Genomic DNA, 21,134 nt, shown 5'->3' with positions numbered 1-21,134 from the left:
GATCCTACGAAAATGTGCAGGTTTTGTAGGGTGCGCATTCATGCGCACCAGGACGCCATGAGTGGCGACCCTACGATAACGCCAGCTTTACCGCGTCTTCGGCATGAATCAATGTGGTATCGAACAGCGGTACGCTGGCATCCTCTGCGTTCACCAGCAAAGTAATTTCGGTACAGCCCAGGATAATCGCCTCAGCGCCCTGCTCCACCAGCTCAGCAATAATCTTGCGATAATGCGCACGTGATTCCTCACGAATGATGCCGAGGCAGAGTTCCTGATAAATGATGTCATGCACCACTTTGCGCCCTGCTGTATCGGGCACCAGCACCTCAATCTCCGCCTGATTAAGCCGTCCTTTATAAAATTCTTGCTCCATGGTGAACGCCGTTGCCAGCAAACCCACCTTCTTCACGCGCGCCTGACGAATGCGCTGTGCCGTGGCATCAGCTATATGCAGCAGCGGAATGCTGACCGCATCGGTAATCTGCTGCGCCACTTTGTGCATGGTATTGGTACAGAGTACGATGAAATCTGCCCCGCCCTGCTCAAGGCTGCGCGCGGCATCCGCCAGAATCTCACCCGCCTTTTGCCACTCGCCCGCGGCCTGTAGCTGTTCTATCTCATGGAAATCGACGCTATACATCAGGCTGAGTGCAGAGTGTAAACCGCCCAACTGCTGTTTCACCTGCTCATTGATAATGCGGTAATACAGCGCGGTAGATTCCCAGCTCATGCCGCCAATCAAACCAATCATTTTCATTTGCTTAACTCCATTTTAAATGCCCTGCTCAGCACTGTACGGGATTTCCGGCCAACGCGCTGAAGGAAACAACGATAAGCGGATATTGAACAGGTGGAACATCGGCGCAAACAGCATGTTTTCCTGTATCGCTGCCGCTTCAAGATGTAACAGCAACGTATTGAGTTCTGCCAGCAGCTGCGGCTGCGGTGAGCTTTGTAACGACTTCAACCGACGTTTCAAAAACTGGCTGAGTTCATGGAACATCGCCGCGCTCTCAATATGATGTGCCAGCAAAAGTTCACGATGGCGCGTGTAGTAGTCGTAACAGTTCGCGCCCAGCCAGGCTTCGGCGATCAGATTACCGCCGGAGACTAAATCCGGAGCCGGATCGACACGTTTACGCGGCAGGATGATGTTGACCTTATCCAGCGTGCGCGACACAAACTGCTGACGCGCCGTCAGGGTCACACTGTTAAGACGCACCGTGGCGATAAAGTGCAGCAGCTCGCGGATCCCTTTGCGCACTGCGCGTTTGGCGGTCCACGAAGGACGCTTGTTACGGATCAGCGCCGTGATCACCAACGCAAAGGCAATGCCTACCAGCGTTGATAGCATGGCATTCACTATAAGCTGCAGATCGGGTTTGAAATGGTGGCTCATACCGATCAGTCCGGGGATTTGCGTGGCGACAATCAGGCCAATCAGATTGGTAGCAGGATTGGCGATAACCAAACCTAACGCCAGCAAACCCGGCGCAAGGCAAATCACTAACGCCTCAAAGGTCACGGCCTGCGGAATGAACAGCGTGATATACATCAGGCTGATTGCCATCGATATTAATACACCTTTAAGAAACAGCTTCATGGGCGCGATAGGACTGTCCATGCCAGCAAAAAACGAGCACAGCACGGCTGCCATCATCGGCGCAGTCGCCCCATCGGACCAACCGCTGCCAATCCAGAACACGCAGGTCGCGAAAGTGGCGATAAACGCGGTGAATGACGACAGCAGCAATAACCCTTTATCAACGTGCTTGTGCGCACGCGCCATTTTTCCCGCTTTAACTGCCGGTGTCCATTCACTCACCCGCTCGCTAACGCTTTGATAGGCATCGACAATGCGCACAAAATTGAGCAGCCGCTCCAGTAAACCAATCAGCAAAATAGTCTCTTCGCTGTTAAGCCTGCCCTCCTGCCATGCATGTTTCAGCTGCTCTTGCGCGGCAGCGAGCTTATCGCGCACCGGCAGTTGCTCCTCACCGTTAAGCCACAGTAAAAATTGCTGGAACACTTCAGCTACATACTCAGGAAAACGAATTTGCTGCTGCGCGAGCAGATTAAGACGCGTTTCGATGGCTGTCAGCGTTGGAATGAAATATGACAGATGCTGATACTGCACGCTGACGAGGCGCACCAGCCGCCGCGCCGCATCGCCTTCATAGACGCAGTGGGTAATCAGCGTTTCAACGTTGAGCGGATAGTTGGCCATCTGCACCAAAATATCGTCGCGCTCCACCGACTTCTCGGCGGGCATGGCGGTAACCAGTTCGCTGCAGAGTTTGCGCGCGTTCTGAAACCACAGGTTGACGCTCTGCTCCAACAGATTGCGCATCGAAACGGGCCAGAGCAGCCGATGTACCAGGCTACTGCAAACGATCGCCACGGTAATCTCCTCAATACGCGAAATCACCGTGTAAGTAATGGCCGAAGGGGAAACCACGTCCGGAAAGCCCATGATCGCCGCACTGTAGCCTGCCAGCATAAATACATAGCTTTTCGGCGTGCGATCGTGCAGAGAAAGGTAGAGGCATACCGCTACCCACAGCGAAATGCACAGGCTGAAAAGCAGCGGATCCTGCACCGTGGCGGGATAAACCAGCAGTGTGAACAAGCCACCCAAAAGCGTACCGAAGAAGCGGAAAATGGATTTCGACACCGTCGATCCCGAGTAAAGCTGCGAGGCAACGTACACTGTAGTCAGTGACCAGGCCGGTTTATCGAGATTGAGTTCCAGAGCGATATAAAAAGCCAGAAAGGCAGCAAGACATGTTTTGGCAGAGAACAGCACTGCGCTTTTTGAAAACCACTTCATAGAACAGATAAAACCTTATGCCGGCAGCGGAATTGCTTATCCTGACAGAAGCTTTTCGCCATGGCATTTTGATTTGTTATACAAATTATTACCGTGCTAATTATATGGGCATCTATGGATATCGTTGTTTCAAGGACACGCTGAATGCTGACTACAGTGAATGATCCAGATCACATAAAAATCAGTTATAAGCGATCGAAATTAGTTATTTATTGGTTATATAAGCGCTTTGCTAAGGTGGCAAAAAAACCACGAGAGAAACATCATGAAAGTAAAACTTCCTGTCCTGAGCGCGTTGGCGCTCAGCGTTGGCCTGCTCTCCACACACGCCTTTGCCGCTAATCCAGAGACCGTTACCATCGGCTATCAAAAAGCCAATATCTTTGCGCTGCTGAAATACCGCGGCACGCTAGATGAAACCTTCAAAAAAGAAGGTATCACTATTCGTTGGGTAGAATTCCCGGCGGGCCCGCAAATGCTGGAAGGGTTAAACGTTGGCAGCATTGATTTGGCGGCGACGGGCGATGCCCCACCCGCCTTCGCGCAGGCGGCAAAAGCAGACTTGATCTATCTCGGCCATTCGCCAGCAAATCCCAAAACCGAAGCGATTGTGGTGCCAAAAGATTCGCCAATTAAAAGTGTGGCTGATTTGAAAGATAAACGCGTTGGCCTTAACAAAGGCTCTGATGTGAACTACCTGCTGGTGAAGGCGCTGGAAGACGCCGGGCTTAACTACAAAGATGTTAAGCCGGTGTATCTGCCACCCGCCGATGCCCGCGCCGCTTTCCAGAAAGGTGCGATTGATGCGTGGGTGATTTGGGATCCGTACCTTGCTGAAGTGGAAGCGAACGCCGATGCCCGTGAAATCCGCAATGCCGAAGGCTTAGTACCGCATTACACCTTCTATCTCGCCAGCCGTCCGTTTGCCGACGGCCATCCTGATACTGCTAAGCAGGTCGTAGATGAGCTGAGCAAGCTGAGCGACTGGGCGAATAAGAACCAGGATGAAGCCGCCGCGATTCTGTCGAAGTCCACCGGGCTGGATAAAACCATCTGGCAAACCACCTTAAAGCGTCTGCCATATGGCGCATCGCGCATGACACCGCAGGTGTTTGACGAACAGCAGGCGTTGGCGGATACCTTTACGCGAGTTGGCTTGCTGCCAGTGAAAGTGGATGTGCGCAGCGCAACCTGGTCACTGGATAAGAAGTAAGTCATTACTGACTGGTCGCCATGAATGACGTAATGCCGACCAGTTAATCACGGTATCAAATCAGCGCACCTTCCGTAGCGGCGCGATTTATCGCGCAATGAATTGCGCCGCTACGGAAGGTGCGCTTGTTAACAAGGTTTTTCATCTGTTAACTGAGCGGTATTACGCCATGAATGGTGACCCCAGGATTATTTAGCAAGGCTTTGGTACGGTGCGCATGACGCGCACCTGAATTTATCAGCCCTCTCCCGCGCCAATCTGCCAGATGCTGGTGGGTGCGTTGCCATTCACTTTCCAGTTACCGATATCACGCGCCTTATAGACCACCGGATTATGTGACGAGACAGTTCGTGCATTGCGCCAGTGGCGATCCAGCGCCTTGCTGACGCGCGTATCGGATGCCCCCAAAGCGTTAAACAACTCGGTCGCTGCGCGCGTGACCAGCTCGCTGGCTATCACCTGTGCCTGGCCCGCTTCGGCTTCAGCCAACACATTCGCCGCCACGATTTGCGCCTCATCGCTGCTCACATGGGCAACATATGCTGATTGCAGTGAATGTGTCGCGCGAATTACCGTGGCTTCGACTGCAAACGCCAGACTGGTGATTTCGCCGATCACCTGCAATAGCTGCGCATCTTGACGTGCCGCCCCCGCGTTGCCATGGCTGTAAACTCGCTTGCGCGCTGCCACCGATTGTGCGCCGTCTCGCGCCACCGCGCGTCCGATTCCTGCAAGCGTCGCTAACAACACATGCTGATAAAAAGCAGTCTGATAGCGGAAACGCGTCGCGAAATCATAGACGTGCTCCTGCTCAACATGGGCATTGGCGAAACGCGTGGTGCCGCTGCCGGTTAAGCGCTGGCCAAATCCGTCCCAGTCATCTTCACGCGTGACGCCGGGTTGGTGAGTGTTCACCAGAGCGATAACATCGCCCTGGTTGTCGTTGCGGCGTGCATAGACGTCAATCCAGTCGGCGAACAGCGTACCGGTGCTGTAAAACTTCTCGCCGTTCAGCGTCCAGCCCGCTTCACCAGGAGTGACCCGGGTAATCACATCACCCAGTTTTACCGCGCCAATTTCCGTCCAACCGCTGCCCACCAGCTCACCATCAATAAAGCGGCGGAACCAGCCATCACGCTCTGGGCTGTCCGGCTGGTTGAGTCGATCTTCAACAAACGCAAAATGTGCGCGCAGCGCCTGTGGCAGATTAGAGTCAGCTTCCGCCAGCTCGATTAGCAGCTGGAACAGCTGCGGCAGCGATGCGCCCCACCCGCCCTTCTCTTTCGGAACCCGCACCGTGCCGAACCCCGCCTCTTTCAACCAGATGATGGGTTGATGGGGCAAAGTGCGCACATGCTCGCGTTCCACCGCACCTTGTGCGATGCGCGCAAACACCGGACGGAAATGCGCCGCCAGCGTGTCGTAATGGGTTTCTGTCACTAATAAGCTCATGGCTCACTCCTGATGTGAAAGATCATCGATGTCATGGCGCGTAGGCTCGTGGCGCACCGCCAGCAGGAAGAAGATCGGAATAATTGCTGCCAGTGAAACCACCCAGAACATATTGGTGCCAAGTGCCGCCTGCAGAAGCGGCAGAATAAATAGCGCCAGTGCGCTACCAATGCCTGAGAGCGCACGACTAAAGCCCACGCCGGTGGCGCGAATAGAAGTGGGATAGGAAAGCGCCGGATAAACCATCAGCTGCGCGCCTGGACCAAAACCTTCGGCAAACAGCCACAGGCCAAGCATCAGGATGGCGAAAACAATACCGGCAATCGCTTCAGGATGACCAATCAACGCCAGCGCAATCAGCGCAAAGAACTGCAGTGCAAATCCGGCAATTGCCACGTGGCGCGACGGATATTTCCACGCCAGACGCATACCGAGCAGACCGCCAGTAAAGGCAAACAACGCATTGAGGCCAAGCGACGCCGAAATGGTTTCAAACACCCCCGCTCCCAGGAACTGCGCGAGAATCGACGGCAGGAAGAAGGCAATTGCGGTGTATTCAAATGAGATGCAAATGTTCATCACGCCCGCGACGATGGTGCGTTCACGCCAGGGTTTTTGGAATAGCACGCGGAAGCTGACCTTCGGCGCGGCAGCAGCTGGTGGCGCTTCCGGTTCGGCTGCATGGGCATGAATACCATAGGAGTCGCGCAGGATACGCACAGCCGACTTGAGATCGCCCTGATTAGCGGCCCACAACGGCGACTCGTTCATAAACTTGCTGCGCACCGCGATGATCAACAGCGCGGGCACCGCACCGAACAGCAGCGACGCACGCCACAACCAATCAAGATGATCTTTCGGCAGCAGGAAATAGAGCGCAAAGATCAGCAGGAAGCAGAGCGTAGAAGCGGCATACCACATCGGGCACCAGGCAGCGAGTCGCGCTGCTTTGTTGCCTTTACCGGCAAATTTGGAGAATTCCGCCAGATAGGACATAGCCACCGGTAGATCGATACCTACGCCGACACCCATCAGGAAACGCGCGCCAATCAACACCCACACGTTTGGCGCTAATCCTGCGGCAATTGCCGAGACGACAAAGAACAGCATATCGGCCATAAACACCGAATAGCGGCCATATTTGTCCGTCAGCCAGCCGCCGACCAGGTTGCCGACAATGGTGCCAACCATAATTGATGATGTAACCAAACCGGTCAGCAGCGGCGAGAGTTGAAACTCGCGCACCACATCGTCAATACCGTAAGACAGCGTGGTGAGATCGTAGGCGTCAAGAAATACGCCGCCGAGCGCGAGGAATACAATCATTCGCGCATAATTGTTGGTTTTACTGCGGGTGTTGATCAGTCTTGCCACATCACTGACCGAACGGACCGGTTCTGAAACCGGGATGGTGTTTTCTAAAGGAAGAGAACTCATAACGCCTCACGTTGTTGTTTTGTAGTGCAGGTGAGGGAGTTATAAACGCTTATTAAGCCGCGCCAAAACAACATTTATTGATATTAATTTACATAAATATCAATTAGTTAAATAAAAAACCAAACAGAAAAACCCGGACGCGCACGGCGAGTCCGGGGGATGGGTTAACCTGCAGATTAGTCAGCAGAAACCGGCACCAACACCCCTTTCACCAGCGGATCGTCGGTAGTCTTCAGCCATTGCTGTACGCGCGGATCGGAGAACGCTTTTTTCAGCTTCTCGATGTTTTCCTGGTCCAGATACGGCGTGCCGATTACCAGCTGCGAGGCAAAAGTGCGCGGCGCAGGTGGGAAGAGAATGCCTTTCTCGCGCGGCACCTTACCGGCATCAAACTGCGACACGTAGCCAATCGCCGCATCAACCGAATTCAGCGCACGCGGCATAGTCAACAGATCAAGCTCTTTAAAAACAAATCCATGTGGGTTGCCGACAATATTCTTTAGCTTCGCGGTGCGCGGCTCGACATTTGGATCCAGCGTAATTAAACCCTGACGCGCCAGTAACCAGAGTGCCTGCCCCTGATTGGCACCGTCATCCGGTACGACAATCGTTGCGCCCTGCGGTAAATCCGCCACTGATTTGTAACGATCGGAGTAAATACCAAACGCCCACTGGAACAGCGGCAGTGCCGACGTGAGCGCGAAGCCGTTGGCATCTACTACTTGCTTCAACCACCACTGATGCTGATACACCGTGGCGGCATATTGCCCTTCCGCTACCGCGCGGTCCGCCTGCACCGGGTCCTGCACGCCCACGGCTTCGAGTTTCAAACCATAATCCGGCGCGATGTGCTCACCGACGTATTCAATCAGCTTCTGCTCGCCCGCCATCGCTGGCTCAAAATGTATTTTTAACGTGGTGCCAAATACCACGGCCTGCGGCTGCTGGCTGCGCCAGAACCACCCGCCTGCGGCGAGCACAACGACCACTATAATCAGTAGCAACCATGGCCAGCGCCGCGTCTTCCGCAGCTCAAAATCTTGTGTTGTCATAGCGATGTCCCCTGAGGATGACGTAATGCGGTGACCAAACGGTCGCCGAGAAATTGAATCGTTTGAATAAGCGCGATCAGCACCACGATGGTGGCGATCATGATGTGGTTGTCGAAGCGCTGGTAGCCGTACACTACCGCCAGATAACCAATGCCGCCCGCGCCGATGGTGCCGGCAATGGCGGAGTACTCAATCATGGAGATCAGGTTCAACGTGACGGCGGCGACAATCGCCGGCAGCGCTTCACTGAGCTGAGCCGAACGGATGATCTGCCAGCGCGAACCACCGCATACCAGGCCAACGGCCGTCACTTCGCCGGGCAGTTCGCGCAGTGCGTTATCCACCAGCCGACCAAAGAATGGAATACCTGCGGCAATCATCGGCACCACCGCCGCCGGAATACCGATGGTGGTGCCCGTCAGCCAGAAGGTAAACGGAATGATAGCCGCCATTAGTACCAGAAACGGCAGCGAACGGCCCATGTTGACGATCCAACTCAGCACGCGATGAATGCCACGATGCGGGAACAGACCGCGTGCCGAGGTGTTAAACAGTACTACGCCCACCACGCCGCCGAATGTGACCACAAAGAGCATCACGATAACCACCATCAATGCCGTTTCGCCAAGCGCGGGCAGCATTAATGCCGGAATTTCTGGCCACGGTGTATCCTGGCTCATTACCGACACGCTCATACTGCCTCCCTCAATGGCAATACGCTGCCGGAAACGCTGGCTATCAGGCCCAGCTGCTCAAACTGGGCCAGTAAACGCGCCAGCGGGAGACGCTCATGCTGGAAGTGAACGCCCACCTGCAGGCGTCCAGCTTGCAAACCGTTAACCTGCTCAACGTGCGCACCGAGTAAATCAATGCGCAAACCGAACTGCTGACTAAGACGTGAGATCCAGTCGCTGGTGACCGGCACATCGGTGCGATAACTGAGCTGCAACACCAGCTCGGCATCACTCGCTTGTGCTGCCAGCGGGAGCAACCGCTGGCCCAGCGCAGAGTCAGGCTGCGCCAGCAACGCTTTCACCACGCCGTACTGCACAATCTGGCCGTCGCGGATTTCTGCCACCGCATCGGCAGCCTGACGTACCGCGTCCATTTCATGGGTGATTAGCACAATCGCCAACTTGTAGTCATCACGCAGCTTTTTCAGCAGATCGAGAATGGTTACCGTGGCTTCAGGATCGAGTCCGGAAGTCGCTTCATCCGCCAGCAGAACCGTCGGACGCAGCGCCAGCGCACGCGCGATGCCGATACGCTGACGCTGGCCGCCGGAAAGCTGGCTGGGATAGGCTTTGGCTTTGTGACTGAGGCCAACGCTCTCCAGCAGTTCACCGACGCGTGCGGTAATATCGCGATCCACCACGCCGAGATAGCGCAGAGGTAAAGCGATGTTTTCCCACGCCGTTTTGCGTTGTAGCAGCGCGGAAGACTGGAACACCGTGCCGATTGAGCGACGCGCCTGGCGCAGCGCTTCGCCATCCAGCCGGGAGAGATCGCTGCCGTTGACGCGAATACTGCCCGAGCTCGGTTGCTCCAGCAGGCTGATGCACTTCGCGAGCGTGGATTTTCCCGCACCGCTTGGCCCCACCACCGCAGTGATATTGGCCTGCGGTACTTGCAAATTGATGGATTGCAACACCTCGGTTAGGCGCCCATCGGGTGCGCGATAGTGCTTACTCAGCTGATCTATCTCGATCATGAGACCTCCTGCGGCGCGGAGGTTTTCACGCGGTAACCCGCGCCCGGATGCGGCGCTTGTAGCTGTGGACCGGCGGCGAATAGCTTTTCGCGCAGCGTGCCCTGCGCGTACTCTTTTTTATAGACGCCGCGCTTTTGCAGTTCCGGAATCAGTAGCTCAACGACATCTTCAAAGGTTTCGTGCGTCAACGCATAGGCAAAGTTGAAGCCATCAACGTCGGTATCCTCTACCCAGCTCTGCAACTCATCGGCGACGGTTTCCGCGCTACCCACAATCAATGGACCAAAGCCGCCAATACCAACCCAATCCGCCAGCGCTTTAACCGTCCACTGGCGATCGGGATCGGCGGTGGAGAAGGTTTCAACCGCCGACTGAATCGCATTGGTGTGGATATATTTCAATACCTGGTCCGGCTGATACTGGCCGAAGTCGATGCCGGTCCAACCTGATACCAGCGCCAGCGCGCCTTCATAGCTGACCCAGTTGGTGTACTCTTTCCATTTCGCCTGCGCCGCCAAATCGGTTTCGCCAACAATCACGGTTTGCAGATTGAAGATTTTAATACTGTACGGATCGCGTCCCGCCTCTACGGCACGGCGACGGATATCCGCGACGGTTTTCTTCAGCAGGACTTTTGAAGGCGCCGCCACGAATACGCATTCGGCATGCTCAGCAGCAAACTGTTTGCCACGGCTTGAAGCACCGGCCTGATACAACACGGGTGTGCGCTGCGGGGACGGCTCGCACAGGTGAATACCGGGTACGTTGAAGAAGGTACCCTGATGATTGATAGGATGGATTTTGCTCGGGTCACTGAAAATACGGCGCTCTCGATCGCGCAGTACGGCATCCTGTTCCCAGCTGCCTTCCAGCAGCTTGTACACCACCTGCAGATATTCATCGGCGTAATCGTAACGGCTATCGTGATCGGTTTGCGCCTTGTGGCCGATATTGCGTGCGCCGCTCTCCAGATAAGAAGTCACGATATTCCAGCCAACGCGCCCTTTGGTGAGGTGATCGAGCGTGGACAGGCGGCGTGCAAACGGATAAGGATGTTCAAATGATAACGACGCGGTAAGGCCAAATCCGAGGTGTTCCGTAACCAGCGCCATCGGCGTGATCAACGCCAGCGGATCGTTAACCGGTACCTGCGTAGCCTGGCGAATAGCTGCATCACCGTTGCCGTTTAATACGTCATAGATGCCAAGCACATCGGCAATGAACAGACCATCGAATTTACCGCGCTCTAACAGGCGCGCTAAATCCACCCAATATTCCAAATCTTTATACTGCCATGAGCGGTCACGCGGATGCGCCCACAGGCCCGGCGACTGGTGTCCGACACAGTTCATATCAAACGCATTCAAGCGTATTTCACGTTGCGATGGCATAGCAATCTCCATAGCGAGGCCGTGATCGTGTTACGACCCGGCGTTCGTCAGTTAATTTTTAGGATGTTGAGAGATTAAAGCGCTGAAGGGGGACATCGCTCGGCGTGAGCGATTTGCAATTCTTCTAAAATCTGGGTCGCCACGTCGGCAGCGTGATCGGCTACCTGCGGTAAGCCCATCAGTTCACCAAAGTGCGCTCGTGCAGCCGGGCCAACCACAAACAGGCGCGCGTTTGGCTGGCCTTCGCGGTTGAGCGTATGCGAATGGCTATCTACATCGATGCCAAAACCCAATTGGTCAGCGCGAATCACACCTTGCTGGCTCAACGATTGCAGCAGCGGCTGGCTGGCGGTTAAGGCGGCATGTCCGGGCCCGGTGGTGACAATTAAATGGTCGACATGGTGTGTCTCCACGGAGCCATTGCGTAAGCGCAACGCGATCGCTAACCGATCGCCCTTTGCGGCGATATTGTCAAGACGCGCAGCCAGCACCTTCAGGCTGCCCAGCTGCTGACGTTGACGGATGACGGTGGAAACCTGCGGCGCAATGCGGTAGCGATGAACATCCCACCACGAGCGTAAATGACGAGCAAACCGCTGCTGTTCGCGCAGCGGCAACGATTGCCAGATCGCCTGCCCCTGCACGCGCACCTGATCCAGCACGCGCTGCCACGGTAACTGCTGTTCGGCGGCACGCACCACTTCCGCCCGAATGTGATGAAGCCACGCGCGTGCAGTGGGGACGATCTGCGGAGCCAGCGTCCACTCCGGCCAGTCACCGCTCAGATTGTCACGAGAAAGCTGCCCACGGCGCGAGAAGGCGATGAGCGAGCCTTGATGCTGGCGGGTGCCTAACGACGCCACGACATCTGCCATACTGAGCCCGCTTCCGATGATCGCTACTGATGCGTCAGGTTTGATGGCATCGAGAACGCCATGCTGCCACGGATTGGCAATCAACCCGGGATGTGACGTGAAAGGCCGTAACGCACGCGGCAACGACGGTGGCGGATGACTTACCGCCAGCGCCAGCACGTCTCCCTGTAACGCCTCACCATTACTGAGTAACAGCTGCTCTCCTTCCCAGGCGACCGCACTGGCCTGAATGTGGCGCAGTGTAATCTGTGGATGCGCTTTTGCCGCCGCAGCAAACTGTTCCGCCAGATAACGTCCAAACATCCCGCGCTGCGGATAAACGGCGCCGTCAGCGCAATGGGCTGCTGAATCCAGTGAACATTCTGGCTGATTGCGAAACCAGCGATCAAATGCGCCCTGCTCTTCCCCACTGAGTTGCATGCGCGCAGCGGGAACATTAATGCGATGCGCAGGTTCCGGTGTGGAATAGGCAACACCGCCGCCAAGAGTGGCACGTGGTTCGACCACTGTAATCTGTAACGCAGTTGACGACTGACGCGCGAGATGAATCGCCAGCGCCGTACCGCTGAAGCCGCCACCGACGATGATCACCCGTGCAGTTGCCATTGCCTTCTCCTGCATTAGCTGGCGCTCGCCTGTTTTGAAGGACGCTTATCGCCGCCAATAGTTTCGCCAAACGGGCCGGTATTAATGGTGCGCGCGCGCTGCTGCTGTCCGTTCGCAAGAGGGAGCAACGGTAACAACAGTTCAGCCACGCGATGGGCTTCTTCCAGATGCGGATAACCTGACAGGATAAAGTTGGTTACGCCTAACGCCTGATATTCGCGTATCCGTTCAGCTACCTGTTCAGGGCTGCCGACTAACGCGGTTCCTGCTCCGCCACGCACCAGCCCCACACCCGCCCACAAATTTGGCGAGATGTAGAGATTATCGCGCGAGCCGTTGTGCAAGGCGCTCATACGCGCCTGACCGGCGGAATCCATACGCGCAAAGATCTTCTGCGCCTGGGCGATAGTCTCTTCATCAAGATGGGCGATCAACTTCTCTGCCGCCGCTTTGGCTTCGTCTTCAGTCTCGCGCACAATAACGTGCAAGCGGATACCGTATTCAAGCTTACGCCCGCGCTGCGCCGCACGTGCACGCACCACTTCCAGCTTCTCAGCTACCTGCGCAGGCGGTTCGCCCCAGGTGAGATAGGTATCAATCTGCTCCGCCGCAACATCGATAGCGGCATCGGATGAACCACCAAAATAGAGCGGCGGACCGTTTTCCTGTACCGGCGGGAACAGAACTTCTGCCCCTTCAACGTGAATGTGCTTTCCTTCGTAATCCACTTTCTCGCCACGCATCAGCCGACTATAGACATCCAGAAACTCTTTGGTGACCTCATAGCGTTCACTGTGGTTAAGGAAAATGCCATCTCCTTTGTTCTCAATCGGATCACCACCTGTCACCACATTAATCAGTAAACGGCCTTCAGACAGACGATCAAGTGTGGTTGCCATACGTGCGGCGAGCGTAGGCGGCTGCAGACCGGGACGTACCGCAACCAGATAACGCAGACGACGCGTAATTGGCGCTAATGCCGACGCAACCAGCCAGGAGTCCTCGCAGCTTTTGCCCGTTGGAATTAACACGCCATAAAAGCCGAGGTTGTCTGCGGCGAGTGCAACTTGCTGCAGATAGGCTAAATCGACTGGGCGACCGCCTTCAGCGGTGCCCAGGTACCGTCCATCACCGTGTGTCGGTAAAAACCAGAAGACATTAATTTTATCGTTCTCGGAATCGGCCATTATGCTTTTCCTATATAACTTTATTAAAAAATGATCAATTTGAACTGCTTATTTAGTTATATAGCTATTAGCAGAATCCGTGCCAGGTTGGAAAATAATGATAACCACTTAAATTCAACCAGTTACCTTTTACAAGTGCGGACTGCTTAGTTGCAATTGCAACTCACACACAACAGCTATTGCTGCATATGCAACAGCTTATGCTTTTTACATGGTGTTAATAGCCTCTGTGAGCATTTAGCTTAGCGCTATGCTGTTTAAGGAGTGACTCCATGTTAACCACCTATGCCAACCATACCGATTCTCCACGCCTGGTCGACCCGGCTTCACTGGCGTTCCAATCTCTGCTGGATAAATTCGCTCCAACCGATGCAACCGTGCTGATAGTCGGTGAAACCGGCACGGGTAAAGAAGTGGTCGCGCGCTATTTGCATCATCATAGCCAACGGCGCCACGGCCCTTTCCTGGCGGTTAACTGTGGCGCATTAACCGAGAGCCTGGCTGAGGCGGAACTGTTCGGCCATGAGAAAGGGGCATTTACCGGTGCTACGCAGGCGCATCCCGGCTGGTTCGAATCGGCACAAGGCGGAACATTACTGCTCGATGAGATCGGTGAACTGAGTCCGTCATTGCAGGTTAAACTGCTGCGCGTTTTGCAGGAGCGTGAGATCACACGTGTAGGTTCACGCAAATCAGTAAAGGTAGATGTGCGCGTGATTGCGGCTACCCACGTTGATTTGGCGCAGGCGATCCGTGAACGGCGCTTCCGCGAAGATCTGTTTTATCGTCTCAATATTGCGGTGGTTCCTTTACCTCCGCTGCGCCAGCGTCGCGAAGACATTCCACTGCTGGCTCAACATTTCCTCGCACTCTATGCCCGCCGACTCGGACGTCCTGCAAGACACCTCTCGCCAGATGCTTTGGAAGCGTTGCTGGAATACAGCTGGCCCGGCAATATTCGTGAGCTGGAAAATACCTTACATAATGCCGTGCTGCTTAGCCGCGAAGAGACATTAACACCCGCTCAGCTACGTATTGCTGGTTACAGTGAACGAGGCTTGCATGAGTTGTCAGATTCCACTCTCGACAGTTTTCTGCAACAACAGCTGATCAGCCAGCCGCAGCAACTCTTCGATCGCGTCATCAATAGCCTGATTAGTAACGCGCTTGAAATGACCGACCAGAATCAAACTCAGGCAGCGGCGCTATTGGGCATTAGTCGGCACACCCTACGTACGCATTTGGCAAATCAGGGAATGATTAAAGGACGGCGCAAAGCGGCATTGTCATCACCGAATGCCTTTATTCAGGGTAAAGAAGAGCGAGAATTACGTATTGGTTATCAAAAATTTGGCAATCTGGGTGTATTGAAAGCACGTCAAAGCCTGGAACACGTCTTCGCTGAGCAGGGGATCAGTGTGCTCTGGAGTGAATTTCCTGCTGGCCCACAATTGCTCTACGCACTGCAAAACAATGAGATCGACTTTGGAACCACCGGTGAGGTGCCTCCTATCTTTGCACAAGCTAACGGCAGCGGTGTGACCTATATCGCCTGGGAACCGCCCGCACCGAGCAGCGTGGGTATTGTTGTGCCGCGCGGAAGTGATATTCGCACAGTCGAGGATCTGCGCGGCAAACGCATATCGGTCAATAAAGGTTCTAACGTTCACTGGTTACTGCTGCAGTTGCTGGAAGAAGCAGGAATTGGCCTGGAGGAACTGAAAGTGGTCTACACTCCGCCAAAATATCCTTTGACGGCTAGCGATTATCTTTCGGTTGATGCATGGATGATGTGGGACCCGCTACTTAGCGCGGCAGAAAGTAATCCTGAGCTGCGCATTTTAGTTAATGGTGAAGGGCAGGTAAATAATCACCAGTTCTATCTTGCTCGTCGTGATTATGTTGAAAAGCACGATGATATTCTCAGACAGCTGGTGGAGAGCTTACAGCAAACTGGCTCATTCATAGATAGCCATCGTCACGAAGCATCTGCAATGTTAGCGCAAGAGCTAGGGCTGGAAATGGCAGCAGTGGAACGTGCACTGACGCGCCGCAGTCATAAAACCCGTGCAATGGCTTTTGAAGTCATAAAGGAACAGCAGATAATTGCCGACCGTTTTTATGCGTTGGGACTGATTAATAAACCGGTGCGCGTGCGTGATGCGATTTGGCAGTTTTCATCAGCGTTGGCACTCATTGAGTAGGCCAGGACAGTAAAGTTATCCACGCTTTCTGTGGATAAATCATTGCATATCATCTGGCTCATAAAGTTTTATTGCATCATCGCGAAACGGTGCCAAAGCGTATACAGGGCGATTTCAGGCTGAAATTAATTACAAAAAGCCCTTATAATCATTAAGTTATACATGAAATTAGTATGGCGAGCCTTTGAAATTTCATGCATGCTAATTGGATGAACTTTGCATAGTACTATTGAAGCTGATTAAGCATTCAGCTGGTTAAATAGGCCGCAGCAGGTTAAAGATTTCTGGTGAATTTAACCATGCTGACAAAGTAGATAGGCTTGAAATGTTGGCGATTTCAGGCTGAAATTTCTTCGCTGATAATCGATAATTCATACAGTTAGCGATGAAATAGTGCTGGCGAGAGTGGAAGAAGGTATAAAAAAACCGCCCGAAGGCGGCATTATCATCACTGGTTAAGGTATTTATTGAGCGTCTCATTAATCACTCTATCCAGCTCTTCCTGCAACTCTTTGGACTGGCGGTTAAACTCATAGCTAAACATGCGGCCGCGCGTTTTCTTGCGCGCAAAGCGATCTTTATCGGCAAAGCTCCAAAGCGGGGTGGCAACAACTTTATCTTTCGCTGGAGACTGCATTAGCGTTTGGCTGCCATTACGCACTAGGCGCAGAATTCCATTCTTGACTTCATCTTCCGCTAACCCATCACGTGCACATACAGTATCGACATCCATCCCGATGGTATCGATCAGCGCATCTACCGTTTGGCCCGTTTCCTGCAATTTCTCGTAAGCCTGCAATAATGCTTTGTAATCAGGATAGGTGAGTTCCGAGTGGTTGGGGAACAACGTCACCAGCTCCAGCGGCACGCTAGCGGCCTGCAGGGCTCGGGTAACCTTAGCCTGCGATAAGCCTTCACTCTGCGCGATTTCCTTTTGTGACAAGCCACTGTCCTTAAGGGAAAGTAAACGCATACCCACTTCACGCAGGTTATGTTCACGCGCAGTTTGAATATCCTGGGCCAACCGGCGCGCTTCATCAGCAGTAATAGCAACCTCTGTGACCAGTACATCCAGCCCAGTTTTGCAGTGCAACGCGGCTGCACGACGACGGGAGCCGTCCAGAATTTCAATGCGATCGTCGCGCTTCACACCTATAGCCGGGAAGAATTGCTGCAATTTGATGGTGCGGATAATGTCGCGCAGTGATTCAGGGGTTAGGCCAGACTGATCGCGGCCATTGGTTTCCATTTTAACGAAGGTTTTTTCTTCAATCTCTTTCGCGGTGATGTGCTCAAGTGTGAACAGCGCACGTTTACCCGTTGAAAGAATGAAAGTCTGAGAATGGCCATCGGCGCTTTCCTCAGTCTGCAAAGGAGTTTGGCTGAAGGTGCGGCCAATCGTGATTCTTTTTGCGCTCATAATAACCTCAGTTCAGGCGAATGAATTCAATACGGTCAAATACGGCTTTAGCGAAATCTTCCGCTGCTGAACGCGCATTCTTTAAAGCTTCGGTGCTGCCTACATAGGTTGATGGATTGGCTGAGATAACGGTGTCAAACGACTCACCACAGCGCTCAAATCCATCCAGACGCGGCAGTGCTGCATCAAGCATATCGCCGCCAAAAATTTCTTTCGCCAGGCTGTGACACAGCTTGTGGTCGGCTTTATTAGATAGTTTAGACATGAAGCCGATATTGCCTTGCAAGCGGCAGGCCGCGCCTGATTCTTCAATGATGCCTATCAGCTCAGGTAAGCGCGTCAGGTACTTCAGCGTAGAGTGGAAATCCACTTGCGCGGGTGGAACCGGCGTCATCAACAAATCTGAAGCGGCAATGGCATTTTTGAGGAAGGCATCCAGATGCGGTCCGCTATCGATAAAGATAAAGTCGTAATCCTTTTTCAGCTTGGCTACTACATTGTCATAGAGCACAGCATGGACGTTATGATCCGGCAAATGCGCGGCGCACAGCTCTTCCCAGCGTGAGGCGATGAAGGCGTCATCAATAGAAGCGGGCAGCACATCCACGCCTGGAATAATTGATGAAACAATGAATTCGTTAAGTAACTCTTCACGGCTCACGTTTTGCAGCATAGCCTGGGCGGCAGTTGCCTCAACTAATCCTACTGAACGCTCGTGGTTCAGGAACATCGTTGCAGAAGATTGTGGATCAAGATCGATAACTAAAATGCGCAAATCTTCGAATAACAAATGTGGATGCGCGCGGAGTGCGTGAGCAAGAGAGACCGTAGAAACGGTTTTCGATACTCCACCTTTCAGATTACCAACAAAAATGCTGAACGCTTCAGGGTGGCGGTCACGATATTTGGGTACGCCGCGATGATGATAGATATCGATAATATTTTGAATCGACATGGCATACTTGGTTGAGCTACCTGCAGCACGCTTATCGAACGGATAACCGTTCTCTTCCATTTCATTAACGGCGTAATCAACGCTCGCACGCGTTAGCTTTGGCAGTTTGGCTAACGCCGCTTTCGCGTAAACCTGATAAAAAGTGTTTTCCTGCAACTCTTCTTTCTGCGCTTGAATTTGCTCGGTCAAACTCATCAGCATTCTTTCTGAACGTTGTGCAACTTTCAGAACTTGCTTCTCATCGTTAGCCATACTTGCTCCACACATGTAGGATTTATGACTTTATACATAAATCCTGCACACGAGGCAAATATATCTCTTCTGCACAGGAACAGTCAGTTCTGAGGAAATACCTTGGCTGAGAACGATTTAAGCCAAATATTCACTGTAATCAGTGCACACCTTTTAGTCTTCAGCCTTTTATTGTTCAAAATTAAACCGTGCATTACTTGCTCATTGAATCAAAGGTTCACTGTAATCAGTAGTCACTTCTATTTGTCACTGCTTGCCGTAAGCATGAAATAGGGCAGTTGCGGCTGAAATCTGAGAACATTCACTGTAATCAGCAAAGCTTGTCTAGGCTCCCTTAACGTTCACTGTATTCAGTACACGGTTCACTATAATCAGCAATCATCTGATGAACATTCACTGTAATCAGTGGCCATACTTCGAGGAAGAAGCATGAAGCCTGAGTAGCATCTGTTAGATGCCTGGAGTTCGTGTTCACTGTAATCAGTAACTCTTGATGATCATCTCTTCGCGTTTTCTACGTTCACTGTAATCAGTAGCATTGGCAATGGGAGGTATCAGGGATTCACTATAGTCAGTAAAACCACACTCAAGGGCAGGTTAAACATTCACTGTAATCAGCAAAGCAAAGTTGGTTTGTACAAGCTCATTCACTGTAATCAGTAAAAGTGATGACATAGAGAACAACGTTCACTGTAATCAGCAATAAGTGGTTTTACAATTTCGGCAAAGATTCACTGTATTCAGTAGATCAGGTTTAAAGCCTTAACCGTTGGATGAACTCATCGCAGGGGGAGAAGGCGATAAAGGAAAGCGCACATTCACTGTAATCAGCACGCACTTCTTAGTGGTTCCATCCACCGCTCCAGAGCATTGCTGCAAGTGTTCACTGTAATCAGTACATTCAGCTCGTTCGGCATGTATCCGAACGTTCACTGTATTCAGTAAAATTGGGAAAGGCTGTGAAACGGCAGGGCGTGCGCAAAAGGGGGAGGGCAGGCGCTATGACTATAACATTCACTGTAATCAGTGACAGCGTGACGCACAGATTCAGGACGCCAACATTCTTCCAAAACGAACAGTAATCTCTTTTCGCTATAGCGTTGAGATATCGTTAATGTTCACTGTAATCAGTGTTGTGACCAACCCTGTCACTTTTACTGTTTGTATTAACAGGGAACGTACTGACTACAGTAAACCCGAATAAGAAGATTAATTTTTAGTGTTATAAATCATTAAGTTAACCATTATAATTTACTGTAATCAGTAAATAATGTCATTGGTATCATTCACTGTAATCGGTAAATTTAGCGGGTGATCTGAACGTTCACTATGATCGGTAAACGTGAAGTGAAGGGTGCTATGCGATAATATATCAGCGCCCTTGTAAGTACTCACTATCATTATAACCCAGTAATAATGGGCACATGACCACGTCCACAACAGATAATGGAATTGAGATAGAGCTGAATTACTGATTATAGTGAACACAACTGATTACAGTGAACAGCTAAATAACTGCTGATTACAGTGAACGTTATGAAAAGAGCAGATGTCACTTTTGCACAAAAAGTGACACTGCCGGAGGAGGGGTTACTGATTACAGTGAATGGGGGAGATCACTCTTCGAACTCGATATCTTCCAGCGAATCGATGCTTTCAAGATTACTGATCCCATCCAGCTTTGGCGTTCTGCTATGGATGATAAAGAACACCGAGCGACCACGTTTCACTTCCGAATAATCAAGATAGCCAATCTCTTTCAATTGCTCCATCGCACGGCGTACTACGTGATTCTGCGTTGTGGTCTTAGATCCCAAATTGAGACGCATACGTAAACGCGCAAGGGAAATTGGCGCCGGATTGGTCGGTAAACTTTCTAGATAGGTATACAACGCCTGCGCTGACTCTTTGCGCTTCAAACGCGAAATGGCGCGCAGCTGCAACAGTACTTTGTGGTCGAAATTATAGAGTTCAAATAGCTTTGGATCAGCCTGGATTCGTACCAGATCCTTTTCACGATCGTAATACGCCGATTGCACGAGGTGAGTGTGGTAGGCTTTACCGTTACCTTCAAAGGACAAGGTATTGGTCGCAATACGTCGTAAAGACGCGTCCAGACGCTTACGTAATGCGGCTGACGAGTTTGCTGATGGGATCCCACACATCTTAACAAAATCAATAAATGGCAGCGTCACGGTATCACCCTTAGAGGGATAACGAGAAAAAGACTGAATGATGCCGGCCCAGGTTTTGAAATCATTATCCATATCCAGCCGTGCGCCAGTGATGGTAATCTTTTCATAACCTTCTGATTTTACTAATGAAAGGTTCTTAAGCTCTTTCGTCGCATCGGTCGATGCCATCGCACCTGACTTACCGCGCGCGGTCGATTTCAACGTAGGAACAAACAGACCCAGGCGCATCAAAGCGACCGGTTGTACGGTGTTATTTTTATTTGGGTGGAGTTGAATAACTTCACCACTATTTTTTGTCACCGACAGAAAAGGCTCGAGTAACGCCTTGTTTTCACTCTCTTTATCTGCCAT

15 protein-coding genes are annotated in these 21,134 nt (G+C 52.4%); 2 read left to right on the top strand and 13 right to left on the bottom strand.

Translation table 11 applies throughout. The features are described 5' to 3' along the window. Positions 1-70: 70 nt before the first annotated feature. Positions 71-760 carry an aspartate/glutamate racemase family protein gene (locus tag AC07WB_RS19710; protein WP_494941094.1) on the bottom strand — a complete coding sequence of 230 codons (690 nt, stop codon included), beginning with the start codon at positions 758-760 and terminating at the stop codon, positions 71-73. 15 nt (positions 761-775) lie between these two features. Next, positions 776-2,833, bottom strand: coding sequence for an FUSC family protein (locus AC07WB_RS19705; RefSeq protein WP_494941093.1), 2,058 nt, complete (start codon positions 2,831-2,833; stop codon positions 776-778). Positions 2,834-3,098: 265 nt separating this feature from the next. On the opposite strand from AC07WB_RS19705, the gene AC07WB_RS19700 reads away from it, so the two are divergent. Beyond that, on the top strand, positions 3,099-4,046 hold the full coding sequence (locus AC07WB_RS19700; RefSeq protein WP_345830294.1) for a sulfonate ABC transporter substrate-binding protein: 948 nt from the start codon (positions 3,099-3,101) through the stop codon (positions 4,044-4,046). Positions 4,047-4,283: 237 nt separating this feature from the next. Here the strand turns inward: AC07WB_RS19700 and AC07WB_RS19695 are convergent, their stop codons facing one another. The 8 genes from AC07WB_RS19695 to ssuD all read right to left on the bottom strand — a co-directional run bounded on the left by AC07WB_RS19695 (position 4,284) and on the right by ssuD (position 13,757). After that, positions 4,284-5,498 carry an acyl-CoA dehydrogenase family protein gene (locus tag AC07WB_RS19695; protein ID WP_494941092.1) on the bottom strand — a complete coding sequence of 405 codons (1,215 nt, stop codon included), beginning with the start codon at positions 5,496-5,498 and terminating at the stop codon, positions 4,284-4,286. A 3-nt stretch (positions 5,499-5,501) separates the two neighbouring features. Beyond that, positions 5,502-6,935, bottom strand: a complete 1,434-nt coding sequence (locus tag AC07WB_RS19690; RefSeq protein ID WP_097098228.1) for an MFS transporter — start codon at positions 6,933-6,935, stop codon at positions 5,502-5,504. Between the two features lie 176 nt (positions 6,936-7,111). Further along, positions 7,112-7,987 (bottom strand): MetQ/NlpA family ABC transporter substrate-binding protein, encoded by an 876-nt coding sequence (locus AC07WB_RS19685; protein ID WP_400457305.1) that lies wholly within the window; start codon positions 7,985-7,987, stop codon positions 7,112-7,114. Next, positions 7,984-8,682 carry a methionine ABC transporter permease gene (locus AC07WB_RS19680; RefSeq protein ID WP_097098226.1) on the bottom strand — a complete coding sequence of 233 codons (699 nt, stop codon included), beginning with the start codon at positions 8,680-8,682 and terminating at the stop codon, positions 7,984-7,986. The genes AC07WB_RS19685 and AC07WB_RS19680 overlap by 4 nt, the downstream gene beginning before the upstream one ends. Further along, positions 8,679-9,698 (bottom strand): methionine ABC transporter ATP-binding protein, encoded by a 1,020-nt coding sequence (locus tag AC07WB_RS19675; protein WP_494941091.1) that lies wholly within the window; start codon positions 9,696-9,698, stop codon positions 8,679-8,681. The genes AC07WB_RS19680 and AC07WB_RS19675 overlap by 4 nt, the downstream gene beginning before the upstream one ends. Further along, positions 9,695-11,089: an LLM class flavin-dependent oxidoreductase gene (locus tag AC07WB_RS19670; RefSeq protein ID WP_494941090.1), complete on the bottom strand. Its 1,395-nt coding sequence runs from the start codon at positions 11,087-11,089 to the stop codon at positions 9,695-9,697. The genes AC07WB_RS19675 and AC07WB_RS19670 overlap by 4 nt, the downstream gene beginning before the upstream one ends. Positions 11,090-11,163: 74 nt before the next feature. Continuing rightward, complete coding sequence (locus AC07WB_RS19665; RefSeq protein ID WP_494941089.1) at positions 11,164-12,570, bottom strand: FAD/NAD(P)-binding protein; 1,407 nt, start codon at positions 12,568-12,570, stop codon at positions 11,164-11,166. Positions 12,571-12,584: 14 nt separating this feature from the next. Beyond that, the gene (ssuD, locus tag AC07WB_RS19660; RefSeq protein WP_097098222.1) at positions 12,585-13,757 is read right to left on the bottom strand and encodes an FMNH2-dependent alkanesulfonate monooxygenase; all 1,173 of its coding nucleotides are present in this window, start codon (positions 13,755-13,757) and stop codon (positions 12,585-12,587) included. A gap of 272 nt (positions 13,758-14,029) precedes the next feature. Here ssuD and AC07WB_RS19655 point away from each other — a divergent pair, with 272 nt between their 5' ends. Next, entirely contained in the window at positions 14,030-15,961 is a 1,932-nt protein-coding gene (locus AC07WB_RS19655; protein WP_494941088.1) for a sigma-54-dependent Fis family transcriptional regulator, read from the top strand. 448 nt (positions 15,962-16,409) lie between these two features. Here the strand turns inward: AC07WB_RS19655 and AC07WB_RS19650 are convergent, their stop codons facing one another. The 3 genes from AC07WB_RS19650 to AC07WB_RS19640 all read right to left on the bottom strand — a co-directional run bounded on the left by AC07WB_RS19650 (position 16,410) and on the right by AC07WB_RS19640 (position 21,134). Beyond that, complete coding sequence (locus AC07WB_RS19650; protein WP_345830306.1) at positions 16,410-17,381, bottom strand: ParB family protein; 972 nt, start codon at positions 17,379-17,381, stop codon at positions 16,410-16,412. A gap of 7 nt (positions 17,382-17,388) precedes the next feature. Beyond that, on the bottom strand, positions 17,389-18,588 hold the full coding sequence (locus tag AC07WB_RS19645; RefSeq protein WP_345830308.1) for an AAA family ATPase: 1,200 nt from the start codon (positions 18,586-18,588) through the stop codon (positions 17,389-17,391). A 1,616-nt stretch (positions 18,589-20,204) separates the two neighbouring features. Continuing rightward, on the bottom strand, positions 20,205-21,134 hold the full coding sequence (locus AC07WB_RS19640; protein ID WP_007886110.1) for a RepB family plasmid replication initiator protein: 930 nt from the start codon (positions 21,132-21,134) through the stop codon (positions 20,205-20,207).

This window comes from Pantoea sp. GW821-FHT03E06 (assembly GCF_059420725.1).
Note: the sequence above shows the minus strand (reverse complement) of the source record. Positions and strands in the feature narration are given on the sequence as shown.

Coding starts and splice junctions, on each gene's coding strand:
- AC07WB_RS19705 (WP_494941093.1), bottom strand. CDS start 2,833: ATGAAGTGGTTTTCAAAAAGCGCAGTGCTGTTCTCTGCCAAAACATGT.
- AC07WB_RS19685 (WP_400457305.1), bottom strand. CDS start 7,987: ATGACAACACAAGATTTTGAGCTGCGGAAGACGCGGCGCTGGCCATGG.
- AC07WB_RS19640 (WP_007886110.1), bottom strand. CDS start 21,134: ATGGCAGATAAAGAGAGTGAAAACAAGGCGTTACTCGAGCCTTTTCTG.
- AC07WB_RS19690 (WP_097098228.1), bottom strand. CDS start 6,935: ATGAGTTCTCTTCCTTTAGAAAACACCATCCCGGTTTCAGAACCGGTC.
- AC07WB_RS19665 (WP_494941089.1), bottom strand. CDS start 12,570: ATGGCAACTGCACGGGTGATCATCGTCGGTGGCGGCTTCAGCGGTACG.
- ssuD (WP_097098222.1), bottom strand. CDS start 13,757: ATGGCCGATTCCGAGAACGATAAAATTAATGTCTTCTGGTTTTTACCG.
- AC07WB_RS19645 (WP_345830308.1), bottom strand. CDS start 18,588: ATGGCTAACGATGAGAAGCAAGTTCTGAAAGTTGCACAACGTTCAGAA.
- AC07WB_RS19700 (WP_345830294.1), top strand. CDS start 3,099: ATGAAAGTAAAACTTCCTGTCCTGAGCGCGTTGGCGCTCAGCGTTGGC.
- AC07WB_RS19680 (WP_097098226.1), bottom strand. CDS start 8,682: ATGAGCGTGTCGGTAATGAGCCAGGATACACCGTGGCCAGAAATTCCG.
- AC07WB_RS19650 (WP_345830306.1), bottom strand. CDS start 17,381: ATGAGCGCAAAAAGAATCACGATTGGCCGCACCTTCAGCCAAACTCCT.
- AC07WB_RS19710 (WP_494941094.1), bottom strand. CDS start 760: ATGAAAATGATTGGTTTGATTGGCGGCATGAGCTGGGAATCTACCGCG.
- AC07WB_RS19675 (WP_494941091.1), bottom strand. CDS start 9,698: ATGATCGAGATAGATCAGCTGAGTAAGCACTATCGCGCACCCGATGGG.
- AC07WB_RS19670 (WP_494941090.1), bottom strand. CDS start 11,089: ATGCCATCGCAACGTGAAATACGCTTGAATGCGTTTGATATGAACTGT.
- AC07WB_RS19655 (WP_494941088.1), top strand. CDS start 14,030: ATGTTAACCACCTATGCCAACCATACCGATTCTCCACGCCTGGTCGAC.
- AC07WB_RS19695 (WP_494941092.1), bottom strand. CDS start 5,498: ATGAGCTTATTAGTGACAGAAACCCATTACGACACGCTGGCGGCGCAT.